Genomic DNA, 24,219 nt, shown 5'->3' with positions numbered 1-24,219 from the left:
AGGTGACGGCCCGGTCCGGGCGGGGAAGGAAACACCGGCATCGCCGTCGCGGCAGGGAGGACCCGGATGACACCGCAGGAACGGTACGGACCGCAGTACGGTCCCGACATCACCTTCCTCGGAGTGCCGCGCTGCACCTGGTCGGACCCGGCGACCTACGCCGACGCCGACGTGGTCGTCCTCGGCGCCCCGTTCGACGGCGGGACGTCCCACCGGCCCGGCACCCGGTTCGGCCCGCAGTACATCCGGCAGACCTGCTACCTGCCGCAGAACGGGTCGCGGCCGTCGCTGGCGCTGCGCGTGGACGGGCTCCAGGGCGACCTCACCGTGCGCGACGCCGGGGACGTCGAGATGTACTCCGGCGACGCCGAGCGCTCCGTCCGCGACCTGCAGGAGGCGGTGTACGCCATCGCGAGCAACGGCGCGATCCCGCTGGTCCTCGGCGGCGACCACACCATCGCGTGGCCCGACGCCGCCGGGGTGGCGCGGCACCTCGGGCAGGGCCGCGTCTCGATGATCCACTTCGACGCGCACGCCGACACCGGCGACATCGAGTTCGGCTCGCTGGTCGGGCACGGCACCCCGATGCGCCGGCTGCTGGAGTCCGGGGCCGTCCGCGGCGACCGGTTCCTGCAGCTCGGCCTGCGCGGCTACTGGCCGGGCCCCGAGACCCTCGCGTGGATGGCCGCGCAGGGCATGCGCTCCTACGAGATGACCGAGATCGCCGCGCGCGGGCTGGAGGAGTGCCTGACCGAGGCGTTCGCCATCGCCACCGACGAGTGCGACGGGGTGTTCCTGTCCGTCGACATCGACGTGTGCGACCCCGGCCACGCCCCCGGCACCGGTACCCCCGAGCCCGGCGGCCTCACCGCCCGCCAGCTGCTGGACGCGGTGCGCCGGATCGCCTACGAGCTGCCGGTCGCGGGCGTCGACGTGGTCGAGGTGTCACCGCCCTACGACCACGCCGACATCACCTCGGCGCTGGCGAACCGCGTCGTCCTGGAGGTCCTGTCGGGCATCGCGCGGCGCCGCCGCGACGACCGCGACGGCACGTCCTGGGACCCGCGGCGGCCCCTCCTCGACGGCCGCTAGGGGGTCACGGCTTGCGGGCGACGCCGCAGAGGGTGGACGTCTTCGGCGCGTCGTTGAACGGGTTGGGCTCGGGCCGCCAGTCCTCGCACGGCACCACGCCGGGCTCGACCACCTCGAGGCCGTCGAAGTAGCCGATGATCTGCTCGGGCGGGCGGAGCCGGTACGGGACGGCGCCCGTGTCGTCGTACTGCTGCTGCGCCTCGTTGTGCGCCTCGTCGGTGTCGGTGTCGTCGTACAGGGCGAGGTAGCTGCCGGAGCGGAGGGCGCCCGTCAGCGTGCGGATGATGTTCAGGACGTCGTCGTAGTCCTGGACATGGCCGAGCACGCCCATGAGCATCACCGCGATCGGCCGGTCGAAGTCGAGCTTGTCGCGCGCCGCGCGCAGCACCTGCTCCGGGTCGAGCATGTCGGCCTGGATGTAGCTGGTCTCGCCCTCGGGGCGGCTGGTGAGCAGGGCGTGGGCATGCGACAGGACGAGGGGGTCGTTGTCGACGTAGACGATGTGCGACTCGGGCGCGACCCGCTGCGCGACCTCGTGGGTGTTGTCGACGGTCGGCAGCCCCGTGCCGACGTCGAGGAACTGCCGGATCCCCTGCTCGCCCGCCAGGTAGCGGACGGCGCGGGCGAGGAAGTTGCGGCCGGCCCGCGCGATGTCCACGATTCCCGGATACACCTGCAGATACTGGTCGCCGGCCGCGCGGTCGACGGGGTAGTTGTCCTTGCCTCCGAGCCAGTAGTTCCAGATACGCGCGGAATGCGGCACGGACGTGTCGATGATGCTGCCCGGCTCCTCGGTCACGGCATACTCCCCAATTCGCGGTTCGCCCTTCGGGGACAAAGTAGCAGCCCGATCTTCGGCCGCAGGGGCGCCCGGACGCCGGGTGCCGGCGGTCCGCGCCGCCCGCAGGCCCGCCCGTGGACGAGATGCTCCCGGCTCCGCGCGTCCACGGGAATTGTTCATGCAGAACAGGCGTGCGGGCGGCACGGAATTCGGTGAGCGGGGCCAAAAGTCCCGCGTCTCCGATCGGCCCCATAAAGGGTGAACCGCGGGTCCCGGTTTCGGATGACCGACTGAACGTGGTCCGTCCCCGGGTGGGGGCGACTGGCCTATTGGGTTCCGTTCATGACGAAATGGCGCCGGCGCCGTTCGCACTCGGCGACCGGCGTGAACCGGCCGCGCACCTGGAATCGCGACCCCCGGCTGCGAGGCCCTCCCGTACGTCAAGTACACGCTGCTGGGCACGCTGGGCACGCTGGGCGGTGAGGGATGGCCCCCTGGAGAGCCCGAAGCGCAGGTGAGAAGGGGGACCGATGTATGTTGAGGTGGAGATGAGCCGAGAGCGACCCGGGCGGCGACTGGGGGAGACGCCATGGTCGATGACCGGCAGGAGGGGGACGGCGGCATCGCGCCCGAGGCGTTCGACGCCGCGCCCGTCACCGTCGCCGTCATCAGGGGGCCGGAGCGGCGCCTGGCGTACACGAACCTCGCCTTCCGCGCGACCTTCGGCGAGCGGCCGATCGGCGAACCCGTCCGCCACGCGTTCCGGGACCTCGTGCAGCACGACTACTTCGACCTCCTCGACCGCGTGCTGGCCGACGGGGAGCCGGTCACCCTCGCCGAGGCCCCGGTCAGCCTGTTCTTCCCCGACACCGGCTACGAGCAGCGCTTCTTCTCCTTCAGCCTGACCCGGCTGCCCGGGGACGAGCCGGCCGTGCTGGCGGTCGGCGTGGACGTCAGCGGGAGCGTCGACACGGCCCGGCGGGCCGACGCCGCCGACGAGCAGCGCCGCGCCCTGCGCAGATTCCAGAGCCTCATCCGGGTGAGCGCCGAGATCGTGTGGGTGACGGACCCCGCGGGGGATCCCGTCGAACCGAGCCCGGGCTGGGAGCGGGTGACCGGCCAGTCCTGGGAGAGGTTCCGCGGCAGGGGCTGGCAGCAGGCGCTGCACCCAGAGGACCGCGAGGAGACCGCGCGGTCGTGGGAGCGGGCGCTCGCGCAGGCCCGCCCCTGGCGGTACGTCTACCGGCTCCGGACGGTCGAGGGCGACTACCGGCACTTCCAGGTCAACGCCGCGCCGGTGTACGAGAACGGCGTCGTGGTGGAGTGGGTGGGGACCTGCACCGACATCGAGCAGGAGTGGCGGCGCGAGCACCGCAGGCGGCTGCTCGACGGCGCCGCCGCTGCGACCGCCGAGCGCACCGGGCTGCGGGAGATGCTCGGGGCGCTGGCGGACGTGCTCGTCCCGGCGCTCGCCGACGGCTGCGGCGTCCACCTGCTGCCCGACTACATCGACCGGCCGGCGGGTGCGCCGCTCCTCACCGAGCGCGTCGCCACCGCCGCGCGGCCGGACCTGCCGCGGCAGCCGCCGTTCGGACGGGAGTGGTACGCCGCCGACAGCGGGTTCACCCGGGCCGTGCAGCGGAGCCGCCCGCTGCACCACACCTTCCCGCCCGGACGCCCTCCGGCGGGCATGCTGCCCCAGGGCACGACCGAGTGGCTGGCCGCGGCGAACGCCAACAGCGTGGTGCTGATGCCGGTGACCGTCGACGGGACCGTGGCGGCCGTGGTGACCGCCGCCGTCTGCGGGGAGCGCGAGCCGCTGAGCCGCGAGGACGTCGACCTGATGCGGCAGATGTTCGACCACGCCCACGACGCGCTGAGCAGCGCGATCGAGTACCACCGCACCCAGCGGGTGGCGCTGGCGCTGCAGCACAGCCTGCTCGCCGAGCCGCCCGTGGTGCCCGGCCTGGAGATCGCCGCGCGGTACCGGGCCAGCCCGGCGACCGCCGAGGTGGGCGGCGACTGGTACGACTCGTTCGTGCTGCCGGACGGCGCCGCCGTGCTGGCCATCGGCGACGCCACCGGGCACGACCTGGCCGCGACGGTGGCGATGAGCCAGCTGCGGAACATCCTGCGGAGCCTGATCGTCGACCGCCAGGAGTGCCCCGGGGACGTCCTGCGCCGGCTGAACATCGCGATGGAGACGCTGATCCCGGAGGGCTCGGCCACCTGCGCGCTGGCCCGGGTCGCCGACGGCGGGCCGGACGGGATGCGGCTCGACTACGCGGTGGCCGGGCACCCGCCGCCCGTCCTGGTCTGCCCGGACGGCTCCGTCGACCTGCTGGAGGACGCCGCCAACCCGCTCCTCGGCCTCGGGCCGCTGTTCGACGAGCCGTACCACAGCGCGCAGGTCCGCCTGCCGCCCGGCTGCACGATGCTCCTCTACACCGACGGCCTGGTCGAGCGGCCGGGCGAGCATCTGGACAAGGGGCTGGAGCGGCTGTGCGAGCAGGCCGGCCGGTTCGCCCGCCGGCCGCTGCCGGCGTTCTGCGACGGGCTGCTCACGCGCCTGCCGACCGCCGGCATCGACGACCTCGCCATGATCGCCTTGCGCGTGCCGCCGGCCGGCGGCGAGGCGATCGGCGCCGCCCGGCCCTGAGAGGCCCGCCGGCACCCGGCGGCGGTCCGGCTTTTGCACGTTTCCCACAACTCGGGCCGCGCAGCATGCGATGTCAGCGACATGGAGCTACCGGCGGGTAACCGGAAGGGTGGGCACAGCCGAGAGCCGTCGTTCCCGGCGGACATCGTGGTCTACAGGAGGGCTCGGTCGCGTGTTCAGTCGTGTCGCCATCGTCAACCGTGGAGAGGCCGCCATGCGGCTCATCCACGCCGTACGGGACATCGCCGCGGAGACCGGGACACGGATCGAGACCGTCGCCCTGTACACCGACGTCGACCGGACCGCCACCTTCGTGCGCGAGGCGGACCTGTCCTACGACCTCGGCCCCGCGTCCGCGCGCCCGTACCTCGACCTGAAGGCGCTCGAACGCGCGCTGGTCGAGACCGGCGCCGACGCCGCCTGGGTCGGCTGGGGCTTCGTCGCGGAGGACCCGGCGTTCGCCGAGGTGTGCGAGAAGGCCGGCGTCACGTTCGTCGGGCCGAGCCCCGAGGCGATGCGCCGGCTCGGCGACAAGATCGGCGCCAAGCTGATCGCCGAGGAGGTCGGGGTGCCCGTCGCGCCGTGGAGCCGCGGCGCCGTCGAGACCCTCGACGCCGCCCGCGCCGCCGCGGCCGAGATCGGCTACCCGCTGATGCTGAAGGCGACCGCCGGCGGCGGCGGGCGCGGCATCCGCGTGATCACCAGCGAGGCCGAGCTCGACGACGCCTACGAGCGCACCAGCCAGGAGGCCGCGCGCGCCTTCGGCAGCGGCGTCGTCTTCCTGGAGCGCCTGGTCACCGGCGCCCGGCACGTCGAGGTCCAGGTGATCGCCGACGGCGAGACCGCGTGGGCGCTCGGCGTCCGCGACTGCTCGGTGCAGCGCCGCAACCAGAAGGTCATCGAGGAGTCGGCGTCGCCGGTGCTGCCGCCCGCGCGGGCCGCCGAGCTCAAGGCGTCCGCCGAGCGGCTCGCGGTCGCGGTCGGCTACCGCGGCGCGGCGACCGTCGAGTTCCTCTACCACCCCGGCGAGGACCTGCTGGCGTTCCTGGAGGTCAACACCCGCCTCCAGGTCGAGCACCCGATCACCGAGTCCACCACCGGGTTCGACCTGGTCAAGGCGCAGCTGCACGTGGCGTCCGGCGGGCGGCTGGAGGGCGCGCCGCCGGTGGAGCGCGGGCACGCCGTCGAGGCCCGGCTGAACGCCGAGGACCCCGACCGCGACTTCGCCCCGTCCCCGGGCCGCATCGCCCGCCTGGACCTGCCCGCCGGCCCCGGCGTCCGGGTGGACACCGGCGTCGCCGAGGGCGACACCATCCCCGCCGACTTCGACTCGATGATCGCCAAGATCATCGCCTACGGCCGGGACCGCGAGGAGGCGCTCGGCCGGCTGCGCCGGGCGATGGCGCAGACCACCGTCATCATCGAGGGCGGCGCGACCAACAAGAGCTTCGTGCTCGACCTGCTCGACCGGCCCGAGGTGATCGACGGCAGCGCCGACACCGGCTGGATCGACCGCGTCCGCGGCGAGGGCGGCCTCGTCTCGCACCGGCACTCCGGCGTCGCGCTGGCGGCCGCCGCCATCGAGGCGTACGAGGCGGAGGAGGAGGCCGAGCGGCGCCGGCTGCTGTCGACGGCGTCCGGCGGCCGCCCCCAGATCCGGCACGAGAGCGGCCGGCCCCTCGACCTCAAGCTGCGCGGCGCCGGCTACCGCGTGCGCGTCGCGCGGATCGGGGCGCAGCGGTTCCGCGTCGGCATCGAGGCGGGCGGCGACGGCGTCCGCACCGCCACCGTCGAGCTCGACCGCTTCGACCGGCACACCGGGCAGATCGCCGTCAACGGCACGCGGTACCGCATCGTCACCGGCACGCACGGGCCGATCCACCTCGTCGAAGTGGACGGCGTGACGCACCGGGTCAGCCGGGACGAGGGCGGCGTCGTCCGCTCGCCCGCGCCCGCGCTGGTGGTCGCGACGCCGCTGGAGGTCGGCGCCGAGGTCGAGGCGGGCGCGCCCGTGCTGGTGCTGGAGAGCATGAAGATGGAGACGGTGCTGCGCGCGCCGTTCCGGGCGCGGCTGAAGGAGTGCGTCGTCTCCGTCGGCGGCCAGGTGGAGACCGGCGCGCCGCTGCTGCGGCTGGAGCCGCTCGCCGACGGCACCGAGGAGGAGGACGCCGCGGCCGCCGGGACCGTCGAGCTCGACCTGCCCGCCGAGCCCGCCGAGATCCCCGCGCGCGAGCGCGCCGCGCACGGCCTGGAGGAGCTGCGCAGCCTGCTGCTGGGCTTCGACGCCGACCCGCACGACGAGCGCCGGGCGCTCGACGGCTACCTCGCCGCGCGCGGGGCGGCCGCGGCGGACGGCCACCGGCCCGCGGAGGAGGAGCTCGCCCTCATCGACGTGTTCGCCGACCTCGCCGAGCTGACCCGCAACACCCCGGCCGACGGCGCCGACGGCGGCGACGGGGCCGGCACCGGCCACGTGCACAGCGCCCGCGAGCACTTCCACACCTACCTGCAGAGCCTCGACGTCGAGCGGGCCGGCCTGCCGGAGGAGTTCCGGGCGAGGCTCGCCAAGGCGCTCGGCCACTACGGCGTCACCGACCTGGAGCGCTCGCCGGAGCTCGAGGCGGCGGTGTTCCGGATCTTCCTGGCCCAGCAGCGCGCGGCCACGGACGCGGCGGTCGTCACGGCGCTGCTGCGCGCGTGGCTGCTGGAGCCGCCGCCGGCGGAGGCGCTGCGCGAGCCCGTCGGCCTCGCGCTGGAGCGCCTCGTCGCCGCGACGCAGGTGCGCTTCCCGGTCGTCTACGACCTCGCCTGCGGCGTGGTGTTCGCCTGGTTCGCGCAGCCGCTGCTGCGCCGCAACCGCGCCCGCGTCTACGCCGCCGTCCGCCGGCACCTGCGCCACCTGGACGCGCACCCGGACGCCCCGAACCGCGCCGAGCGCATCGCCGAGATGGTGCGCAGCACCGAGCCGCTCGTCCGGCTGCTCGGGCAGCGGCTCGTCCGCCACGACCGGGACAACTCGGTCATGCTGGAGGTGCTGACCCGGCGCTACTACGGCAACAAGGGCCTCACCGACGTCCGCACCGTGCTTACCCCCGACCAACACGACCCCGACCGACCTCCCGTCGTCACCCCCGACCAGGGGGCCGGCGACGGCGCGGGCTGCGCGTTCGTGGTCGCCGAGCGCGAGGGCTCGTCGGTCGTGTCCGCCGCGGTCCGCTTCGAGGAGCTGGGCGGCGCGCTGCGCGGCCTCGCCGAGCTGGCCGGCGGCGCGGACGCCATCGACGCCGACATCTACCTGGCCTGGGAGAACCAGCCCGAGGACTTCGACGCGATGGCGGCCGCGCTGCACGAGGTCATCGCCGCGCATCCGCTGCCGCCGCGCGTCCGCCGGCTCACCGCCACCGTCGCGGGCAGCGCCGGCGCGGTGATGCACCACCACTTCACGTTCCGCCCGACCACCGCCGGGATGGCGGAGGAGCGGCTGATCCGCGGCCTGCACCCGTACATCGCGCAGCGGATGCAGCTGGAGCGGCTGAACCGGTTCGACCTCACCCGGCTGCCGTCGGCGGACGAGGAGGTCTACCTGTTCCAGTGCGTGGCGCGCGACAACCCGTCCGACGACCGCCTCGTCGCGTTCGCGCAGGTCCGCGACCTGACCGAGCTGCGCGACCACGAGGGCCGGCTCGCCACGCTGCCGATGGCGGAGTACTCCATCGCGACCTGCGTCGACTCGATCCGCCGCGCCCGGTCGCGGCGCCCCTCGAAGAACCGGTTCAACACCAACCGGATCGTGCTGTACGTGTGGCCGCCGATCGACCTCACCCGCGCCGAGCTGGAGATGATCGTCGGGCGGGTGCTGCCGACGACCGCGGGCGCAGGGCTGGAGGAGATCCTGCTCATCGGCCGGCAGCGCGACCGGAGCACCGGCGAGCTGACCAAGATCGCGGTGCGGCTGGCCTTCGACGCCGCGGGCGGCGTCGAGCTGACCGTCGGCGAGCCGTCCGACGAGCCGATCGAGCCAGTCGACGGCTACCGGCAGAAGGTGCTGCGGGCGAGCGGCCGCAACACCGTCTACCCGTACGAGCTGACCGGGATGCTCGGCGACTTCACCGAGCACGACCTCGAGGTCGACGAGGCGGGGAACCACGTGCTCGTCCCGGTCGACCGGCCGAAGGGGCGCAACACCGCGGCGATGGTCGCGGGCGTCGTCACCACGCCGACCGCCCGGCACCCGGAGGGCGTCACCCGCGTCGTGCTGCTCGGCGACCCGACGAAGGCGCTCGGCGCGCTGTCGGAGCCGGAGTGCCGCCGCGTGATCGCCGCGCTCGACCTCGCCGAGCGGATGCGGGTGCCGCTGGAGTGGTACGCGCTGTCCGCGGGCGCCCGGATCTCCATGGAGTCCGGCACCGAGAACATGGACTGGGTGGCCGCCGCGCTCAAGCGGATCGTCGAGTTCACCCAGGACGGCGGCGAGATCAACATCGTCGTCGCGGGCATCAACGTCGGCGCCCAGCCGTACTGGAACGCCGAGGCGACGATGCTGATGCACACCAAGGGCGTCCTCGTGATGACCCCGGACTCGGCGATGGTGCTGACCGGCAAGCAGTCGCTCGACTTCTCCGGCGGCGTGTCGGCCGAGGACAACTTCGGCATCGGCGGCTACGACCGGGTGATGGGCCCGAACGGGCAGGCGCAGTACTGGGCGCCGAACCTGACCGCCGCGCGGGACATCCTCATGGCGCACTACGACCACACCTACGTCGTCCCGGGGGAGCGGGGGCCGCGCCGGGCCGTGACGTCCGACCCCGCCGACCGCGACGTCTCCGCCTTCCCGCACGTCGTGGAGGGCAGCGACTTCGCCACCGTCGGCGAGATCTTCTCCGCCGAGGCCAACCCGGACCGCAAGAAGCCGTTCGACATCCGCACCGTGATGCGGGCGCTGTCCGACCAGGACCACCCGGTGCTGGAGCGCTGGGCGGGCATGGCCGACGCGGACACCGCGGTCGTCCAGGACGTGCATCTCGGCGGCGTCCCGGTGTGCCTGCTCGGCATCGAGTCGCGGGCGGTGCCGCGGCGCGGCTTCCCGCCCACCGACGGCCCGGACTCCTACACCGCGGGCACGCTGTTCCCGCGCTCGTCGAAGAAGGCCGCGCGGGCGATCAACGCCGCGAGCGGCAACCGCCCGCTGGTGGTGCTGGCGAACCTGTCGGGCTTCGACGGCTCGCCGGAGTCGATGCGCAAGCTCCAGCTGGAGTACGGCGCGGAGATCGGCCGCGCGATCGTCAACTTCCGCGGACCCATCGTGTTCTGCGTGATCTCGCGGTACCACGGCGGCGCGTTCGTGGTGTTCTCCAAGGCGCTCAACCCGAACATGACGGTGTTCGCGCTGGAGGGCTCGTTCGCCTCGGTGCTCGGCGGGGCCCCCGCCGCCGCCGTGGTGTTCGCCCGCGACGTCGACGCCCGCACGGCCGCCGACCCCCGCGTCCGGGACCTGGAGGCCCGCGTCGCGGCCGCCACCGGCCCGGGCCGCGCGACGGTGATCGCGGAGCTCGACGAGCTGCGGTCGTCGGTCCGCGCGGAGAAGCTCGGCGAGGTGGCGGCGGAGTTCGACCGCGTGCACGACATCCGGCGCGCGGTCGAGGTCGGCTCCGTCGACGCGGTCATCGGCGCCGCGGAGCTGCGTCCCCGGATCATCGAGGCGATCGAGGCCGGGCTCGCCCGGGGCTGACGCGGGCCCGGGGACCCTCGCCGGAGGCTTGTCCCCTGGTCAGCGGGGTACCGCTGGGATGTGACGGCGCGCGTGCCGGAGGGCGGGAGCCCGGGCGCGCGCGCCGGCGCGGCCTGGACGGACATCGGCCACGGGGGAGCGCGATGAGCAGGGGATCCGGCAGGAAGGGCGCCGAGGCGGACATGGCGCGCCGCGTCGAGCGCGTCGGCACGGGCGCGAGCGGCGAGCGCGGGACGCTCGGCAACGGCACGGAGACCGGCGGCGGCAAGGACGTCGAGCGGCGCGTCAAGCACATGGGGACCGGCGGGCACGAGGACACCGGCGACGTGCCGCCGGACGCCGGCCCCCGGACGAAGGGCGCCCAGGCGGACGTGCGGCGGCGCGTCAAGCACATCGGGACCGGCTCCAGCACCGAAGCCGGGACCCTCGAGACGGGCGCGGCGCCCGGTACCGACGGCGCCCGCAAGGACGTCGAGCGGCGCGTCCGCCGCATCGGGACCGGCGCGTCCGGCACCGCGGGCGAGGTCGTGAAGGGCTAGCCCGCGCGGCGCTCGGCCCGCGCGGCGCCGGAGGCGGGGGAGCGGGCTCAGACCCGCCGGATGTCGGCGAGCCAGGCGGCGACGCCGTCGGCGTCGAAGCTCGTCACCAGCCGGTCCGGGGCGATGGCCAGGACCTCCCAGCCGTGCGTCGGATCGAAGGACGCCCGGAGCTCGTCCCGGGTGACGCGGCGCGGGCCCCAGTCGCCCGGCTCGGCGTCGCTGAAGCAGAGCAGGTGGAGGCGGCCTCCGGAGGCGGTCACGGAGGCGAGGCTCTCGACGTACTCGCGCCGCTCGCCGTCGTCGAAGGTGTGGAACAGGCCGCAGTCGAGGACGGTCTCGAAGGTCCGGCCGAGACGGGCGAGCTGGAACGCGTCGGCGAGGGCGAACTCCGCGTCGAGGCCGCGCTCCCGCGCCTTCTCCCGCGCCATCGACAGCGCCGTCCCGGCGATGTCGACGCCGAGGACCCGCGCTCCCGTGGCGGCGATCTCGAGGGCGTTCTCGCCGGTGCCGCATCCCGCGTCGAGGACGGGGCCGGTGAAGGCGCCCTCGCCGGCGAGGCGCACCACCGCCGGCTGCGGCCGGCCCACGTCCCAGGGCGCCGGCTCCTCGCCGCGGTAGGAGTCGTCCCAGGGCCGCTCGTTCGTCCGCTCGTGGCTGGTCGGGTGGCGCCCGCCGTACCCGTCGCCGTCTCCCTCGGACACCTCGCGCCTCCTCACGCCGTCGCGGCACGGACGGCCACATCGTCGCACGGGCGTCCCGCGGCCCGCCTGCGAACGGGGACGGTCCGACCCCGCCGGACCGCCGGGTTTCCCGGTTCGTAGGGGAGGCGTTACACCGCCTTTAGGGCGCGCCGACCAAGGGCCGCGCAACGGTGCCGCCTAATAGATGGAGGGGACAGGCCGGCGGTGATCGGGGGTGACGGAAGGGTGCGTCCGCGTCTCGCGCCGACCTCGATCCGCGCGCGCTTCACCCTGGTCATGACCGGCGTCTCCCTGCTGGTCTACGCGATCATCGGCGTCGGCGTGGACACCGCCGTCCACAACCGCATCGAGCGGGACGGCTTCCGCGACACCGAGCGGGCGGCCGCCGAATGGATCGGCTCGATGCGCTCGCCCACCCCGCCGCAGCCGATCACCAGCACCCGCGTCCCCTACCTGCAGCTCGTCGACGCCACCGGGAGCGTGGTGTCGGCCAGCAAGGCGGCGAGCGGGCTGCCCGCGCTGAGCACGCTGCGGCCGCCGAACGACGGGCGGACCCAGAACCGCGTCCAGTGCGCCAACGGGCGGTGCCTGCTGCTCACCGCCGCCGGCGTCCCCCCGCAGAAGACCGCCCGGCTGTGGGCCGGGCAGAGCCACACCGTCTACGCGGCGATGCCGCAGCCCGTGCTACTCGGCACCCAGCGGCTGGACGCCCTCGTCGCCGCCGGCGTGCTGGCGGCCTCGCTGCTCACCGGCTGGGCCACCTGGGCCCTGGTCGGTCGCACCCTGCGTCCCGTCGAGGCGATGCGGGCGCAGATCGCCGAGATCACCATCAGCGACCTCAGCCTGCGCGTCCCGCAGCCGTCCGGCGACGACGAGATCGCCCGGCTGGCGCGCACCGCCAACCAGACCCTCGCCCGGCTGGAGGACGCGATGGAGCGCCAGCGCCGGTTCGGCTCGATGGTCTCCCACGAGCTGCGCCGGCCGCTGACGGGCCTGCGCACGCAGCTGGAGGAGGTGCTGCTGTTCCCCGAGGCCGACGCGCGCGGCGGCGTCCGCGACGCGCTCGCGACGGCCGAGCGGCTCCAGGCGATCATCGAAGAGATGCTGATGCTCGCCCGCGTCAGCACCGGGCCGCGGATCGTCGAGCCGGTGGGCCTGGCCGCCCTGGCCCGCGAGGAGGCCGCTCGCCGCGGCGACGGGCCGCCCGTGGAGGTCAGCGCCCCGGAGGAGCTCACCGTCACGGGCAACCGGGTGCAGCTCGCCGGCGTGCTGGCCAACCTGCTCGTCAACGCGCAGCGCCATGCCCGCACGCGCGTGCAGGTCACGGTGCGGCGCTCGGACGGCGGCGCGGCGGTCGTGGTCGAGGACGACGGGGAGGGGATCGCCCCGGGCGACCGGGAGCGCGTCTTCGAGCCCTTCACCCGGCTGAGCGAGGGCCTCCGCCGCGATCCCGGCGGGAGCGGTCTCGGCCTGGCGATCTCCCGGGCCGTCGCGGAGGCCCACAACGGCACCCTGCGGATCGAGGACTCGCCGCGCGGCGCGCGCTTCGTCCTACGCCTCCCCCTGGCCCCGCCCCACACCTGACCCCTGCCGGTCCCCGTGCCCGGCTGGCTGCTACTTGCAGTGGAAGCCGAAGAGTTCGCGGATGTACGCGCCGGACGGGTCGGCGGGCAGGTCCGGGTCCGGCTTGCAGGTGACCGTCACGGGCTTCGCCTTCTCAGGGACGTAGCCGCGGATCGTGAAGGTGCCGTGGATGTCGCCGGCGGCGCGGGAGCCGCCCTTGTCCGGCCGGCAGCCGCGGATCCCGCGCGCGAGACCGCTGGTGGACAGGACCAGCTTCGAGCAGCTGAAGTCGGCGGTGGGCCGGCCCGGCCGCTCGGCGGCGGAGGCGGCCATCGCGGTGATCGGCCCGGTCGTCGCGGCGGCCAGCGAGGCGGCCGTGAGGATGCGCAGGCAGGAGAGCATGGAAGACGTCCTAACTGCCGGGGCCGGCGGGCCTGGGCCGCACCGGCCTGACCTTGAGACTTCTGTGTCATGCCGTCAGCGGGACGCCCTACCCGGCTTCCGGCGGCTCTCACTGATTTCCACACGAACCTTGAGAATCGTGTGAAACACCCATAACGGGCGGCGCATCGCCCGCCCCGGCGGGCCGTTCGCTGCGGAACGCGACCTTGGCGAAGCCGAGGACGTCGAAGGCGTGCGCGAGCATGAGGCGCTTGGCCTCGGCGTTGGCGCCCGTCCCCCACCAGGGGCGCGGGTAGGGGAGGTGGGCGAAGACCTGGTCGTCGTCGGCGGCGAGCAGCCCGGCCGCGTGCCCGGCGGTGCGCGGGTCCGGGGGCGGCGCCGGCGGGTTGGGGCCTGCGCCGCGGGGAATGTCGGCGCAGGTGGGGAAGGGAGAGAGCGGGTGAGCGTGGCGGCGGGGGTCGACCACGCGGCGCTGTTCGCCGCGATGCCGAGCCCGTCGCTGGTGATGGGCCCCGACCTGGTGATCGCGGACGTCAACCGCGCGTTCGTGGACGCCACCGGGCGGACCCGCGAGGACCTGGTCGGCCTGCACGTGCGCCAGGCGTTCCCCGACGAGGCGGACGCCGAGGGCATGCGCAACCTGGAGGCTTCCCTGAACCGGGTCCTCGCCACGGGCGAGCCCGACACGATGCCCCTCCAGAAACATCGCATCCCGGGGCCGGAAGGCGTCGATGAGCGCTGGTGGGCACTGGTGAACGTGCCGGTGCCCGGGGCGGACGGACGCATCGAGTGGATCGTCCACCAGGCCGAGGACGTCACCCCCTATGTGACGTCCGGCCAGAAGGCCGTGCCCGGCGACCGTCCCGGCGTCTGGAAGGGCGCGCACCTGGAGACGGCGCAGACGCTGGAGGCCAAGCTGTACGCGCGGGCGCGCGAACTGCAGCGGCTGAACGCGGAGCTGCGCCGGGCGCACGCGCGCGAGCGGCAGGTCGCGCTCACGCTGCAGCGGGCCATGCTGACGACCCCAGACCTGGACCTACACGGCGAGGTGGCGGTCCGGTACCTGCCCGCCACGCGGGGGCTGAGCGTCGGGGGCGACTGGTACGACGTCGTCCACCTGCCGCCCGACCGGTTCGCGCTGGCGGTCGGCGACGTGGTCGGGCACGGGCTGGAGGCGGCCGCGGCGATGGGCATGCTGCGCAGCGCGCTGAGCGCGGCCGTGCGCGCCGTCGGGCGTCCCGCGCCGGCGCTGGAGGTGCTCGGGCTGTACGCGGGGTCGCTGGAGGCGGCGCTGAACACGACCGTCGTCCAGGCGGTCGTCGACACCGGCAACCAGGTGATCACCTACAGCAGCGCCGGGCACCCTCCGCCGGTGCTCGCGCGCGCCGACGGCCGCCGCGACCTGCTGGACAGGGCGACCGATCCGCCGCTCGGTGTCCAGGCCGTGCCGCGCCCGCAGGCCAACGCCTCCTACGAGTCCGGCGACACGCTGGTGCTGTACACCGACGGGCTCATCGAGCGCCACGGCGAGGACATCGACGTCGGTCTCGCCCGCCTCACCGGGGCGCTCGCCGACGCGGCCCGGTACGACGCCGCGCAACTCGCCGACACCGTGCTGGCGCGGCTCGGCGTCGCCGGCGGCGGCCCGGACGACATCGCCCTGGTCATCGCCCGGCTCTGACGTCCTGCGGGGGGCGGTTCAGAGCCGGATGCGGCCGCTGAGCCAGTCCGCGATGAAGTGCTCCAGGGACGGCGCGATGCAGCGCCGGTTGTCGGTCCGGTGGTCCCAGACGAAGATGTCGGGCCGCCCCTCGGGGACGAGGACGTAGCCGAACAGGTTGCCGTCGCCGGGGGCGTCGGAGAAGAACAGCAGCTGGTCGAACGCCATGTAGAGCCGCTTCAGGGCGGGGTAGGTGCGCATCTCCAGGTTGCCCTGGAGCAGCTGTTCGGCGGAGAAGACCAGGTTGTAGCCGTTGGCGTCGACGACGCCGTCGGTCTCGCCGAGCAGCTTGGCCAGGTCGTCGGGGAGCAGGTGCCCGAGGCTCTCCTCGACCCGCTGGAGCTCCTGCTCGGTGGCCGGCGGGGCGAAGCGGGCCTGGCGGGTGTGTTCGTCGATCAGCTCACGCCACATTCGCGAATCATGACGAAAGCGAACCCGTGCCGTCCAGCCGACGGGCCCGGGGCCCTTGACGCACCCTCTCCTCAATCATACATTCACTCATAATCTGTATGAATGGAGGGCGGCGGGATGGGACGCAGGACGGCCGTGGTGCTCGGCGGGAGCGTGGCGGGGCTGTGCGCCGCGGGGGTGCTCGCACGCCGCTTCGACGAGGTGATCGTCCTGGAACGGGACCTGCTCCCGCCGGACGCGGAGCACCGGCGGGGCGTGCCGCAGAGCAAGCACCCGCACTTCCTGCTCAACTCCGGCCGCCGCGCGATCGGCGCGATCTTCCCCGGGTTCGAGGAGGCGCTGATCGCCGCGGGCGGGATGCACCTGATGCCGTCCATGGACGCCGCGTACTGCGAGAACGACGGCTGGGCGCCGCGCAAGTCCGGGTCGATGACGATGGTCTACAGCTCGCGGGTGCTCATCGAGCGGGTGCTGCGCGACAAGGTCCGCGAGCTGCCCGCCATCGAGATCCGCGAGGGCGCGACCGTCACCGGGCTCCGCTCCACCGGGGGCGGCACGGCGCGCGGGCGCGTCGAGGGCGTCGAGTACCGCACCGCCGACGGCGGCGACGCGCACCTCGCCGCCGACCTGGTCGTGGACGCGCTCGGCCGCGGCTCCTCGGTCACCGACTGGCTGAGCGCGGCCGGCTGGACCGCGCCGCCCGAGAAGACCCTCGACGCCAAGGTCACCTACACCTCGCGGTGGTACGCCCTGCCGCCCGCCGACCGGCGCCCCGAGACGTGGTGGTGGAAGCACCTGGTCGTCACCCCGACGCAGGACACCGGCGACCACCCCGCCGAGCACGAGTTCCTCAGCAACTTCTTCCCGATCGAGGGCGACCGCGCCATCGTGTGCATGGGGTCGTGGGGCATCGAGATGCCCCGCAGGCCCGAGGCGTTCGAGGCCGCGGTGGACCGGGTGCGGGCCACGCTGTTCGGCCGGGCGACCCACGCCTGCACCCCGACCTCGGAGGTGCACCTGACCCGCTCCACCGGCAACAAGTGGCGGCGCTTCGACCTGCTGGACGTGCCGCCGGCCGGGCTGGTGTGCGTCGGCGACTCGATCTGCGCCTTCAACCCGTTCTACGCGCAGGGGATGAGCTCGGCGGCCCGGTCCGCGCTCATCCTCGGCGAGATGCTGGGCGCCCGCGACGACCTGGGCCTCGCGTTCGTCCGGGAGTTCCTCGCCCGGCAGAAGAAGTCCCTCGACGTGCCGTGGATGCTCGCGATGGCCCGCGACCAGGCCTACGATTTCGCGACCGGGACGGAGGTCGCCCCGCGCTGGCGGCGCCGGCTCGCCGCGCGCTTCAGCTGGCCGGTCTTCAACGCGATCAACGCCGCGAGCCGCGAGGACGCCTACGTCGAGCGGACGTTCGCCGAGGTGTTCAACCTCGACCGGTCGCTGAAGGAGATGGCGCGGGACCCGCGCTTCTGGTTCGGCATCGCGCGGTACAAGGTGCGGCAGCGGCTCGGCCGGACGGTCGTGCCCGGCGGGTTCGACGCCCGGCAGGACCCGCCCGGCACCGACTTCACCGGCTACACCGGGACCGCGTCGCCCGGGACCGCGCGGCGCGGCGACGACCTCGTCGGCGCCTGACGGGCGGAGGAGACATGGGGTACACCTGCGATCCGGTCGCCGAGGGCGTCGCCGAGAAGCTCGGCTTCTCCTGCCACCACGCCCGTCCCTTCGTGACGTTCCGCGACCCGTTCGACCTCGCGAACGGCACCATGCCCGTCCTGGAACTGCTGATCGTCGGCGGGGCGGTGTTCGCCCTCGTCCACGCCTGGCGGCGGTGGCGGCGCGACGGCGACCCGGTCAACATCTCGCTGTGGTTCGCCTCGGTCGTCTACCTGGCGGTGATCGAGCCGCCGCTGTACTTCCCCGGCTGGTTCGGCCTGGAGAAGCAGGTCGGGTTCATCTTCTCGCACAACGTGTTCACCGTGCAGTTCATGTACGACCGGCTGCCGCTCTACATCGTGGCGTTCTATCCCGCGATCTCGCAGCTCGCCTACGAGCTGGTCAGGGCGCTGGGCGTGTTCGCCCGGCGCGGGCCGCTGGCCGGCGCGGTCACGGTCGCGTTCGCCTGCCAGGTCTTCTACGAGATCTTCGACCAGCTCGGCCCGCAGCTGAAGTGGTGGGCGTGGAACCCCGGCAACACGATGATCAACCGGCCGGCGCTCGCCTCGGTGCCGATGAACAGCATGCTGCTGTTCGCCTCGGTCTCGTTCGGCGCGATGGCGTACCTCGTCGTCCGGCTGGTCGGGGCTCGGCCGGGCCGGGGCGCGCTGCCGGGCTGGAGCGTCTCCTGGCGCACCGTCGTCGCGGGCGCCGTGACACCGCTCGCGATGATCATCGTGAGCGCGCCGAGCGGCGCGTTCCGCGGCGACGACCGGATCGGGATCCAGCGGGGCATCCTCTCCGCCGAGCTGGCCGCCGTCTGGATCGCCGGGCTCTACCTGCTCGTGGACGCCTACCGCGCGGCGCGGGCGGGCGACACGGCGCCGGTACCGTCGCCGGTGTTCGCGCGGGTCTACCCGGCGGTGTACCTCGCCGTCCTCGTCGTCCTGTGGCTGGTCGCGCTGCCCGCGTACTTCGCCGCGACCGGCGGCGTCACCGAGCAGGGCACCCCGGTCGGCAGCCTCTGGTACTCCGCGCTGTGCGCCGTCGCCGCGGCGGCCCTCATCCTGGCCGTACCGCGCGTGAAGGCGTCCCGGCCGGCCGCGGAGGCTGTGCGATCCTAGGGCCATGGCGCACCACGGCTGGGGAGGCCGGCCCCCCGCATCGGATGCCGAGGCGCGGCAGCGCATCGTCGACGCGACCGCCCGCTGCATCGACCGGCACGGCGTCGCGAAGACGACCCTCTCCGACGTCGCGAGCGAGCTCGGCGTCACGCGCCAGACCGTCTACCGCCACTTCGCCCGGATCAGCGACATCGTCGGCGAGGTGGCGGCGCAGGGCGCCGAGTCGTTCGTGGACCGGCTCGTCGCCCACCTCCAGGGCGTCGGCGATCCCGCCGAGGCCGTGGTCGAGGGCATGATGTTCTGCGTCCGGACCATCCCGACCGAGCCGCGCCTGAGTCTGCTGCTCCAGCTCAAGGACTCCAGCGCCTTCGGCCGCGGGGCCACCACCGCGGACGCCATCGGCTACGGCGCCCGCATGCTGCGGCGCTTCCCCGTCGACTGGGCCGCCGCCGGGGTCGGCGAGGACGACCTGACCGGCCTCGCCGAGATCATCATGCGGCTGCTGACGTCGCTGCTGCAGAACCCCAGCGAGCCGCCGCACGACGACGCCCGGCTCCGCGCCATGCTCGACCGCTGGCTCGCGCCCGCGCTGCGGCGGCCGGCGCCCCTGCACCGCGTCCACTGAGCCCGGCTACTCGTCCACGTGGGCGCGGCGTCGAGCGCAGCAGCGGCGCGTCGGCCTCGTGGATCACGACCTGCGCGCGCCTGCCGGTGAGCTCCCACAAGGCGTGCGCCCCGCCGACGTGGTCGATGTGGCCGTGGGTGAGCAGGATCCAGCGGAGATGCTCTGGAGCTCACCGGTCCTGCGCCGGACGGGGTCACTCCCGTAGGTCGCGCTCCAGTGCGTCGGCCACGGTGCGCAGAGTGCCGGCGAGCGCGGGCAGCCGCTCCTTCTCGTACCGCGCGCTCGGCATCGACACCGAGAGCCCGGCCACGACCTCGCCCTGCGGGTCGTGTACGGGGACGCCGACCGCGACGACGCCCCGCTCGGAGCGGCCCTGGTTGAGCGCGAACCCGTTGCGGCGCACCCGTGCCAGGTCGGCGCGCAGGGCGTCCAGGTCCGGACGGTCGCCGGGGCGCTCGGTGTAGCGGTCGGCCGCGTACAGCGCCTCCAGCCGGTCGGGCGGCAGCTCGGCGAGCAGCAGCAGGCCCGCGGTGGTGCGGTGGGCGGGGAAGACCATGCCCTCGCGCGAGCCGACCCGCAGCGCCTGCCGCGACTCGACGCTGGCGATGAAGCGCACCGTGTCGCCGGTGCGGACGGTGAGGTTGGCGGACTCGTCGAGATGCTCGACCAGGCGGTGCAGGTGCGGCAGCGCGGCGGCGCGCAGCCGGGCCGCCGCCGACTGCGAGTGGGCGGCGAGCTCCAGGACGGGCCCGACGCGGTAGGTGCGGTCGGAGTCGCGGACCGCGAAGTCGCGGTAGACGAGCATGGCGAGCAGCCGGTGCGCGGTCGAGTTCGCGACGCCGATCCGCCGCGCGACCTCGGTGACCGTGAGCGGGCCCTCCAGCTGCAGCATCGTCGCGATGCGCAGCGCGTTGTCGACGCTCGCGACGGCGTACGGCGGCGGTGCTTTGAACGGCTGGTCCACCCGGGCTCGATTCTGTAGAACAGAATTTCCTATTCTTCACAGCGTACAGGCCTCACGATGGCGGTCATGACCAGCACTCCTGCCGCGGCCTCGCCGGTGCGGCTGCGGGCCGTCGACGCGCCCGGCCAGCCGGAGGTCACCCCCGAGCTCGAGGACCTCTACCGCGGCTTCGAGGCCGAACTCCTCGTCCCGCTGTGGACCGAGATCGGCGGCCTCATGCCGCCCCACCCGCGCTCCAGCGCCGTCCCGCACGTGTGGAAGTGGGACCGCCTGGTCCGCCTCGCCGACCGGGCGGGGCGGATCGTCCCGGTCGGCCGCGGCGGCGAGCGCCGCGCGATCGCCCTCGCCAACCCGGGGCTGGGCGGCCGCCCGTTCGCCTCCCCGACCCTGTGGGCGGCGATCCAGTACCTGATGCCCGGCGAGGACGCGCCCGAGCACCGCCACACCCAGCACGCCTTCCGCTTCGTCGTCGAGGGCTCCGGGGTGTGGACGGTCGTCGGCGGCGACCCCGTGCCGATGAACCGCGGCGACTTCCTGCCGCAGGCCGGCTGGAACTGGCACGCCCACCACAACGCCACCGACCGGCCGATGGCCTGGATCGACGGCCTCGACATCCCGTTCCAGTACCTGACCGAGGCGCAGTTCTTCGAGTTCGGGCGCGACGAGATCTCCGACGCCGAGCGCATCACGCCCGAGCGGTCCCGCTCCGAGCGGCTCTGGGGCCACCCCGGGCTGCGCCCCGTCGGCGTCGGCCACGCCGCGCCCGGGTCGCCGCTGCTCTCCTACAAGTGGGAGCACACCGACCGCGCGCTCGCCGACCAGCTCGCGCTGGAGAAGGAGGGCCACGCCGCCACGGTGGAGCCCGGCCACGCCGCCGTCCGCTACACCAACCCCGCCGACGGCACCGACGTGCTCCCCACCCTGCGCGCCGAGTTCCACCGGGTGGCCCGGGGCGCCGAGACGGCCCCGGTCCGCGAGACCGGCTCCAGCGTCTACCAGGTCTTCGACGGCTCCGGCACGGTCTCCGTCGGCGACCGGACCTGGTCGGTGACGCGCGGGGACCTTTTCGTCGTCCCCTCGTGGGAACCGTTCTCGGTGCGGTCCGAGGCCGGGCCGTCCGACTCCGACTCCGGGGCCCTGGACCTGTTCCGCTTCGGCGACGCGCCCGTCTTCGAGGCCCTCAGGCTCCACCGCACCGCCACCGACCGCACCGCCACCCACCGAACCGCCGAGGACGACGCCTGATGAAGCTCTCCACCATCCGCACCGCCGCCGGGACCCGCGCCGTCCGCCTCGACGGCGGCGGCCTCGTCGACCTCGGGTACCCCGACCTGGGGGCCCTCCTCGCCGAGCCGGACTGGCGGGCGAAGGCGGCGGGCGCCTCCGGCGCGGTCCACGACGCCGAGGGCGCCGACTTCGCGCCCGTCGTGCCGAGCCCGTCGAAGGTGATCTGCGTCGGCCACAACTACTCCAATCACATCAAGGAGATGGGGCGGGAGCTCCCGGCGTACCCGACGCTGTTCCCCAAGTTCGCCGACAGCCTGATCGGCGCCCGCGACGACATCGCCAAGCCCGCCGAGACCGACGCTCTGGACTGGGAGGTGGAGCTCGCCGTCGTCATCGGCGCGGAGGTCCGCCGCGCCGACGACGCCCAGGCGGAGGCCGCGATCGCCGGGTTCACCGTCATGAACGACGTGTCCGTGCGCGACTGGCAGTTCCGCACCATCGAGTGGACGCAGGGCAAGATCTGGGACTCCTCCACCCCCGTCGGCCCGTACCTGGTGACCCCCGACGAGGTCGGCGGCGTCCGCCCCGCGCTGCGGGTGCGGACGCTGGTCGACGGCGCGGAGATGCAGTCCGACGACACCGGGACGCTGCTGTTCGACCCGGTCTTCCTGGTCAAGTACGTCTCCACGATCGTGCGGCTGCGGCCCGGCGACCTGATCGCCACCGGCACCCCCGCGGGCGTGGGCCACGCCCGCGACCCGAAGGTCTACCTGACCGGCGGCGAGACGGTCGTGACCGAGATCGACGGCCTCGGCGCCTGCGTCAACCGCGTCGTCAAGGACGCCTGATGGCCCGCACGTTCGCCGACGCCGTCCGCTGGGCGCGGGAGGGCACGGACCTGTTCCTCGACGCCGCCGGCGGCCTGACCGAGGCGGAGTACGACGCCCCGTGCCTGCTGCCCGGCTGGTCCCGCCGGCACCTCGTCGCGCACGTCGCGGCGAACGCCGACGCGCTCGGGAACCTGGTGCGCTGGGCCGCCACCGGCGAGGAGACCCCCATGTACGCCTCGCCGGAAGAGCGCGCGGCCGGGATCGAGCGCGGCGCCCGGATGACCGGTCCCGAGCTGGCCGGATGGCTGGCCCGCTCCAGCGCGGAGCTGCGGACGGCGATGGACGCGCTCACCGAGCGCCAGTGGCGGGCCGAGGTCGTCACGGCGCAGGGCCGCACCGTCCCCGCGACCGAGGTGCCCTGGATGCGGTCGCGGGAGACGTTCGTCCACGCCGTCGACCTGGACCGGGGAGCGTCCTTCGCGGACCTGCCGGGCGACTTCCTGGACGCCCTCGTCACCGACATCGCCGCCAAGCGGGGCCTGGACGCCGCGTCCCCGGCCGAGCGGGCGCTCCCGGACGGGCCGCTGCCCGAGGTCGCCGCCTGGCTGGCCGGCCGGCCGCACGCCCTCGCCGACGCCCCGCCCCTCGGCCCCTGGCTCTGAGGCGCTCGAGAAGGAAGAGACCATGACCGACCCTGATGTGATCGTCGTCGGCGGCGGGATCGGCGGGCTGGGCGCCGCCTACGCGCTGAGCCGCCGCGGCCTCGCGGTCCGCGTGCTCGAACGGGCCGCCGCCTTCGGCGAGGTCGGCGCGGGCATCCAGCTCGCCCCGAACTGCACGCGCATCCTCGACGACTACGGCCTGCTGGACGAGGCCAAGAGCCTCGGCGTCCTGCCCGAAGCGATGATCATGCGCGACGCCGTCGACGGCACCGAGCTGACCCGCCTGGACCTGCGCGACCTGGAGCGCCGCTACGGCTTCCCGTACCTGGTCATCCACCGCAGCGACCTGCACGCCATGCTGCTGCGCGCGTGCGAGCGCGCCGGCGTCGACCTGCGCACGTCGCAGCAGGTGACCGCCTGCGCGAACACCGCCGGCGGCGCGAGCGTGACGCTCGCCGACGGCCGCGTGGAGGAGGCGCGGGTCGTCATCGCGGCCGACGGGCTGCACTCGGTGGCGCGGAAGCTGATCGTGGACGACGAGCCGGTGTCGTCGGCGTACGTCGCCTACCGGGGCACCACCCCGACGGCGAGCGGCCGTGCCGCGGAGGTCGACCTCTCCGAGGTCGTCGTCTACGTCGGCCCGCGCTGCCACTTCGTCCACTACGGCCTGCGCGGCGGCGAGCTGCTCAACCAGGTCGCCGTCTTCGAGTCGCCCAGAGCCCGCGCCGGCGAGGAGGACTGGGGGACGCCCGACGAGCTGGACGCGGCGTTCGCGGGGACCTGCGACTTCGTCCGCGGCGGGCTGCCCGACATGTGGCGCGACCGGTGGTGGCGGATGTACGACCGCGACCCGGTAATGACGTGGGTGGACGGGAGCATCGCGCTGCTCGGCGACGCCGCGCACCCGCCGCTGCAGTACATCGCGCAGGGCGCGATCATGGCGATCGAGGACGGGTGGGTGCTCGGCGAGCAGGTCGCCCGGCACCTCGCGGGCGACGGGTCGGTGGACTGGCCGGCCGTCCTCGCCGCCTACCAGGCCGTCCGGCCCGAGCACTGCCGCCGCGTCGTGAGCACGTCGCGCGCCTGGGGCGAGCTGTGGCATCTCGACGGGCTCGCGCGGCGGCAGCGGAACGTCCTCCTGCGGGAGCGCGACACCTACGACTACGGGTTCGTGGACTGGCTCTACGGGCCGACCGCGCTGGACCCGTCCGAGGAGCCGCCGATGTTCACGCCGATCCCGCTGTCGTCCGCGCGGCCGGACGCGCTCACCGGGACCGGCGGCTGAGTCCGGTGCCGGGCCGGCGGGCGAGCCGCCCCGGCACCGCACCACCTGGAGAACGGGACGGCCCGGGGGGCGCGGGGCGCGGTGGTGCCCGGGCCCCGGGGCGCGGCGGGGTGAGGGGGGCGTGTGGGGGGGCGGCCCCCCCGCCCCGGGGGCGGCGGCCCCGGCACAAGGGCGGGGGGGGGCCTTCAGCAGCCCCCGACGCCGCGGGGCACCCCCAAGGGGGGGGGCGGGGTGGCGGCCACCGGGACGG

Annotated in this window: 19 protein-coding genes; 13 read left to right on the top strand and 6 right to left on the bottom strand. The window is 74.4% G+C overall.

Features of this window, described 5'->3' with window-relative positions:
- Positions 1-66: 66 nt before the first annotated feature.
- Entirely contained in the window at positions 67-1,092 is a 1,026-nt protein-coding gene (gene speB / locus ABT299_RS35450) for an agmatinase (RefSeq protein WP_500253387.1), read from the top strand.
- A 4-nt stretch (positions 1,093-1,096) separates the two neighbouring features.
- Here speB and ABT299_RS35445 read toward each other — a convergent pair whose 3' ends face one another.
- A complete protein-coding gene (locus tag ABT299_RS35445) occupies positions 1,097-1,891 on the bottom strand; it encodes an SAM-dependent methyltransferase (RefSeq protein WP_347256932.1) in 795 nt (264 codons plus the stop codon).
- 571 nt (positions 1,892-2,462) lie between these two features.
- Between ABT299_RS35445 and ABT299_RS35440 the strand changes: the two genes are divergently transcribed.
- The 3 genes from ABT299_RS35440 to ABT299_RS35430 all read left to right on the top strand — a co-directional run bounded on the left by ABT299_RS35440 (position 2,463) and on the right by ABT299_RS35430 (position 10,799).
- Positions 2,463-4,532 (top strand): SpoIIE family protein phosphatase, encoded by a 2,070-nt coding sequence (locus tag ABT299_RS35440; protein WP_500253386.1) that lies wholly within the window; start codon positions 2,463-2,465, stop codon positions 4,530-4,532.
- Positions 4,533-4,704: 172 nt separating this feature from the next.
- Positions 4,705-10,260, top strand: coding sequence for an ATP-binding protein (locus tag ABT299_RS35435; protein WP_500253385.1), 5,556 nt, complete (start codon positions 4,705-4,707; stop codon positions 10,258-10,260).
- A gap of 143 nt (positions 10,261-10,403) precedes the next feature.
- Positions 10,404-10,799: a hypothetical protein gene (locus ABT299_RS35430; RefSeq protein WP_500253384.1), complete on the top strand. Its 396-nt coding sequence runs from the start codon at positions 10,404-10,406 to the stop codon at positions 10,797-10,799.
- A gap of 47 nt (positions 10,800-10,846) precedes the next feature.
- On the opposite strand, the gene ABT299_RS35425 is transcribed toward ABT299_RS35430, so the two are convergent.
- Positions 10,847-11,500: a methyltransferase domain-containing protein gene (locus ABT299_RS35425; protein WP_190862528.1), complete on the bottom strand. Its 654-nt coding sequence runs from the start codon at positions 11,498-11,500 to the stop codon at positions 10,847-10,849.
- 225 nt (positions 11,501-11,725) lie between these two features.
- On the opposite strand from ABT299_RS35425, the gene ABT299_RS35420 reads away from it, so the two are divergent.
- Complete coding sequence (locus ABT299_RS35420; protein WP_500253383.1) at positions 11,726-13,084, top strand: sensor histidine kinase; 1,359 nt, start codon at positions 11,726-11,728, stop codon at positions 13,082-13,084.
- A 30-nt stretch (positions 13,085-13,114) separates the two neighbouring features.
- Here ABT299_RS35420 and ABT299_RS35415 read toward each other — a convergent pair whose 3' ends face one another.
- A complete protein-coding gene (locus ABT299_RS35415) occupies positions 13,115-13,465 on the bottom strand; it encodes a hypothetical protein (protein ID WP_500253382.1) in 351 nt (116 codons plus the stop codon).
- Between the two features lie 109 nt (positions 13,466-13,574).
- Positions 13,575-13,931: a hypothetical protein gene (locus tag ABT299_RS35410; protein WP_500253381.1), complete on the bottom strand. Its 357-nt coding sequence runs from the start codon at positions 13,929-13,931 to the stop codon at positions 13,575-13,577.
- Between ABT299_RS35410 and ABT299_RS35405 the strand changes: the two genes are divergently transcribed.
- Positions 13,905-15,146 carry a PP2C family protein-serine/threonine phosphatase gene (locus tag ABT299_RS35405; protein ID WP_500253380.1) on the top strand — a complete coding sequence of 414 codons (1,242 nt, stop codon included), beginning with the start codon at positions 13,905-13,907 and terminating at the stop codon, positions 15,144-15,146. The two genes, ABT299_RS35410 and ABT299_RS35405, sit on opposite strands and share 27 nt — an antisense overlap.
- Before the next feature lie 18 nt (positions 15,147-15,164).
- Here ABT299_RS35405 and ABT299_RS35400 read toward each other — a convergent pair whose 3' ends face one another.
- On the bottom strand, positions 15,165-15,596 hold the full coding sequence (locus ABT299_RS35400) for an SMI1/KNR4 family protein (protein ID WP_190862519.1): 432 nt from the start codon (positions 15,594-15,596) through the stop codon (positions 15,165-15,167).
- A 117-nt stretch (positions 15,597-15,713) separates the two neighbouring features.
- On the opposite strand from ABT299_RS35400, the gene ABT299_RS35395 reads away from it, so the two are divergent.
- Genes ABT299_RS35395 through ABT299_RS35385 form a run of 3 tightly spaced genes read left to right on the top strand, consistent with a single transcriptional unit; the run spans position 15,714 to position 19,001 of the window.
- Positions 15,714-17,231 (top strand): FAD-dependent oxidoreductase, encoded by a 1,518-nt coding sequence (locus ABT299_RS35395; RefSeq protein ID WP_500253379.1) that lies wholly within the window; start codon positions 15,714-15,716, stop codon positions 17,229-17,231.
- Positions 17,232-17,245: 14 nt separating this feature from the next.
- Complete coding sequence (locus tag ABT299_RS35390) at positions 17,246-18,376, top strand: hypothetical protein (protein ID WP_500253378.1); 1,131 nt, start codon at positions 17,246-17,248, stop codon at positions 18,374-18,376.
- Positions 18,377-18,380: 4 nt separating this feature from the next.
- Positions 18,381-19,001, top strand: coding sequence for a TetR/AcrR family transcriptional regulator (locus tag ABT299_RS35385; RefSeq protein WP_190862513.1), 621 nt, complete (start codon positions 18,381-18,383; stop codon positions 18,999-19,001).
- Positions 19,002-19,194: 193 nt separating this feature from the next.
- Here the strand turns inward: ABT299_RS35385 and ABT299_RS35380 are convergent, their stop codons facing one another.
- Entirely contained in the window at positions 19,195-19,965 is a 771-nt protein-coding gene (locus tag ABT299_RS35380; protein WP_500253377.1) for an IclR family transcriptional regulator, read from the bottom strand.
- Between the two features lie 66 nt (positions 19,966-20,031).
- On the opposite strand from ABT299_RS35380, the gene ABT299_RS35375 reads away from it, so the two are divergent.
- Genes ABT299_RS35375 through ABT299_RS35360 form a run of 4 tightly spaced genes read left to right on the top strand, consistent with a single transcriptional unit; the run spans position 20,032 to position 23,969 of the window.
- Positions 20,032-21,210, top strand: coding sequence for a cupin domain-containing protein (locus ABT299_RS35375; RefSeq protein WP_500253376.1), 1,179 nt, complete (start codon positions 20,032-20,034; stop codon positions 21,208-21,210).
- Positions 21,210-22,040: a fumarylacetoacetate hydrolase family protein gene (locus tag ABT299_RS35370; RefSeq protein ID WP_500253375.1), complete on the top strand. Its 831-nt coding sequence runs from the start codon at positions 21,210-21,212 to the stop codon at positions 22,038-22,040. Before ABT299_RS35375 ends, ABT299_RS35370 begins: the two co-directional genes overlap by 1 nt.
- Positions 22,040-22,684, top strand: a complete 645-nt coding sequence (locus ABT299_RS35365) for a maleylpyruvate isomerase family mycothiol-dependent enzyme (protein ID WP_500253374.1) — start codon at positions 22,040-22,042, stop codon at positions 22,682-22,684. Before ABT299_RS35370 ends, ABT299_RS35365 begins: the two co-directional genes overlap by 1 nt.
- 22 nt (positions 22,685-22,706) lie before the next feature.
- Positions 22,707-23,969, top strand: coding sequence for an FAD-dependent monooxygenase (locus ABT299_RS35360; protein WP_500253373.1), 1,263 nt, complete (start codon positions 22,707-22,709; stop codon positions 23,967-23,969).
- The last annotated feature ends 250 nt before the right edge of the window (positions 23,970-24,219 follow it).

It is taken from the genome of Spirillospora sp. NPDC000708, from assembly GCF_040299565.1.
Lineage (GTDB): Bacteria > Actinomycetota > Actinomycetes > Streptosporangiales > Streptosporangiaceae > Spirillospora.
The sequence above is the reverse complement of the archived record's forward strand: the minus strand, read 5'-3'. Positions and strand labels throughout refer to the sequence as shown.

Coding starts and splice junctions, on each gene's coding strand:
- speB (WP_500253387.1), top strand. CDS start 67: ATGACACCGCAGGAACGGTACGGACCGCAGTACGGTCCCGACATCACC.
- ABT299_RS35440 (WP_500253386.1), top strand. CDS start 2,463: ATGGTCGATGACCGGCAGGAGGGGGACGGCGGCATCGCGCCCGAGGCG.
- ABT299_RS35430 (WP_500253384.1), top strand. CDS start 10,404: ATGAGCAGGGGATCCGGCAGGAAGGGCGCCGAGGCGGACATGGCGCGC.
- ABT299_RS35415 (WP_500253382.1), bottom strand. CDS start 13,465: ATGCTCTCCTGCCTGCGCATCCTCACGGCCGCCTCGCTGGCCGCCGCG.
- ABT299_RS35400 (WP_190862519.1), bottom strand. CDS start 15,596: ATGTGGCGTGAGCTGATCGACGAACACACCCGCCAGGCCCGCTTCGCC.
- ABT299_RS35395 (WP_500253379.1), top strand. CDS start 15,714: ATGGGACGCAGGACGGCCGTGGTGCTCGGCGGGAGCGTGGCGGGGCTG.
- ABT299_RS35390 (WP_500253378.1), top strand. CDS start 17,246: ATGGGGTACACCTGCGATCCGGTCGCCGAGGGCGTCGCCGAGAAGCTC.
- ABT299_RS35385 (WP_190862513.1), top strand. CDS start 18,381: ATGGCGCACCACGGCTGGGGAGGCCGGCCCCCCGCATCGGATGCCGAG.
- ABT299_RS35375 (WP_500253376.1), top strand. CDS start 20,032: ATGACCAGCACTCCTGCCGCGGCCTCGCCGGTGCGGCTGCGGGCCGTC.
- ABT299_RS35370 (WP_500253375.1), top strand. CDS start 21,210: ATGAAGCTCTCCACCATCCGCACCGCCGCCGGGACCCGCGCCGTCCGC.
- ABT299_RS35365 (WP_500253374.1), top strand. CDS start 22,040: ATGGCCCGCACGTTCGCCGACGCCGTCCGCTGGGCGCGGGAGGGCACG.
- ABT299_RS35360 (WP_500253373.1), top strand. CDS start 22,707: ATGACCGACCCTGATGTGATCGTCGTCGGCGGCGGGATCGGCGGGCTG.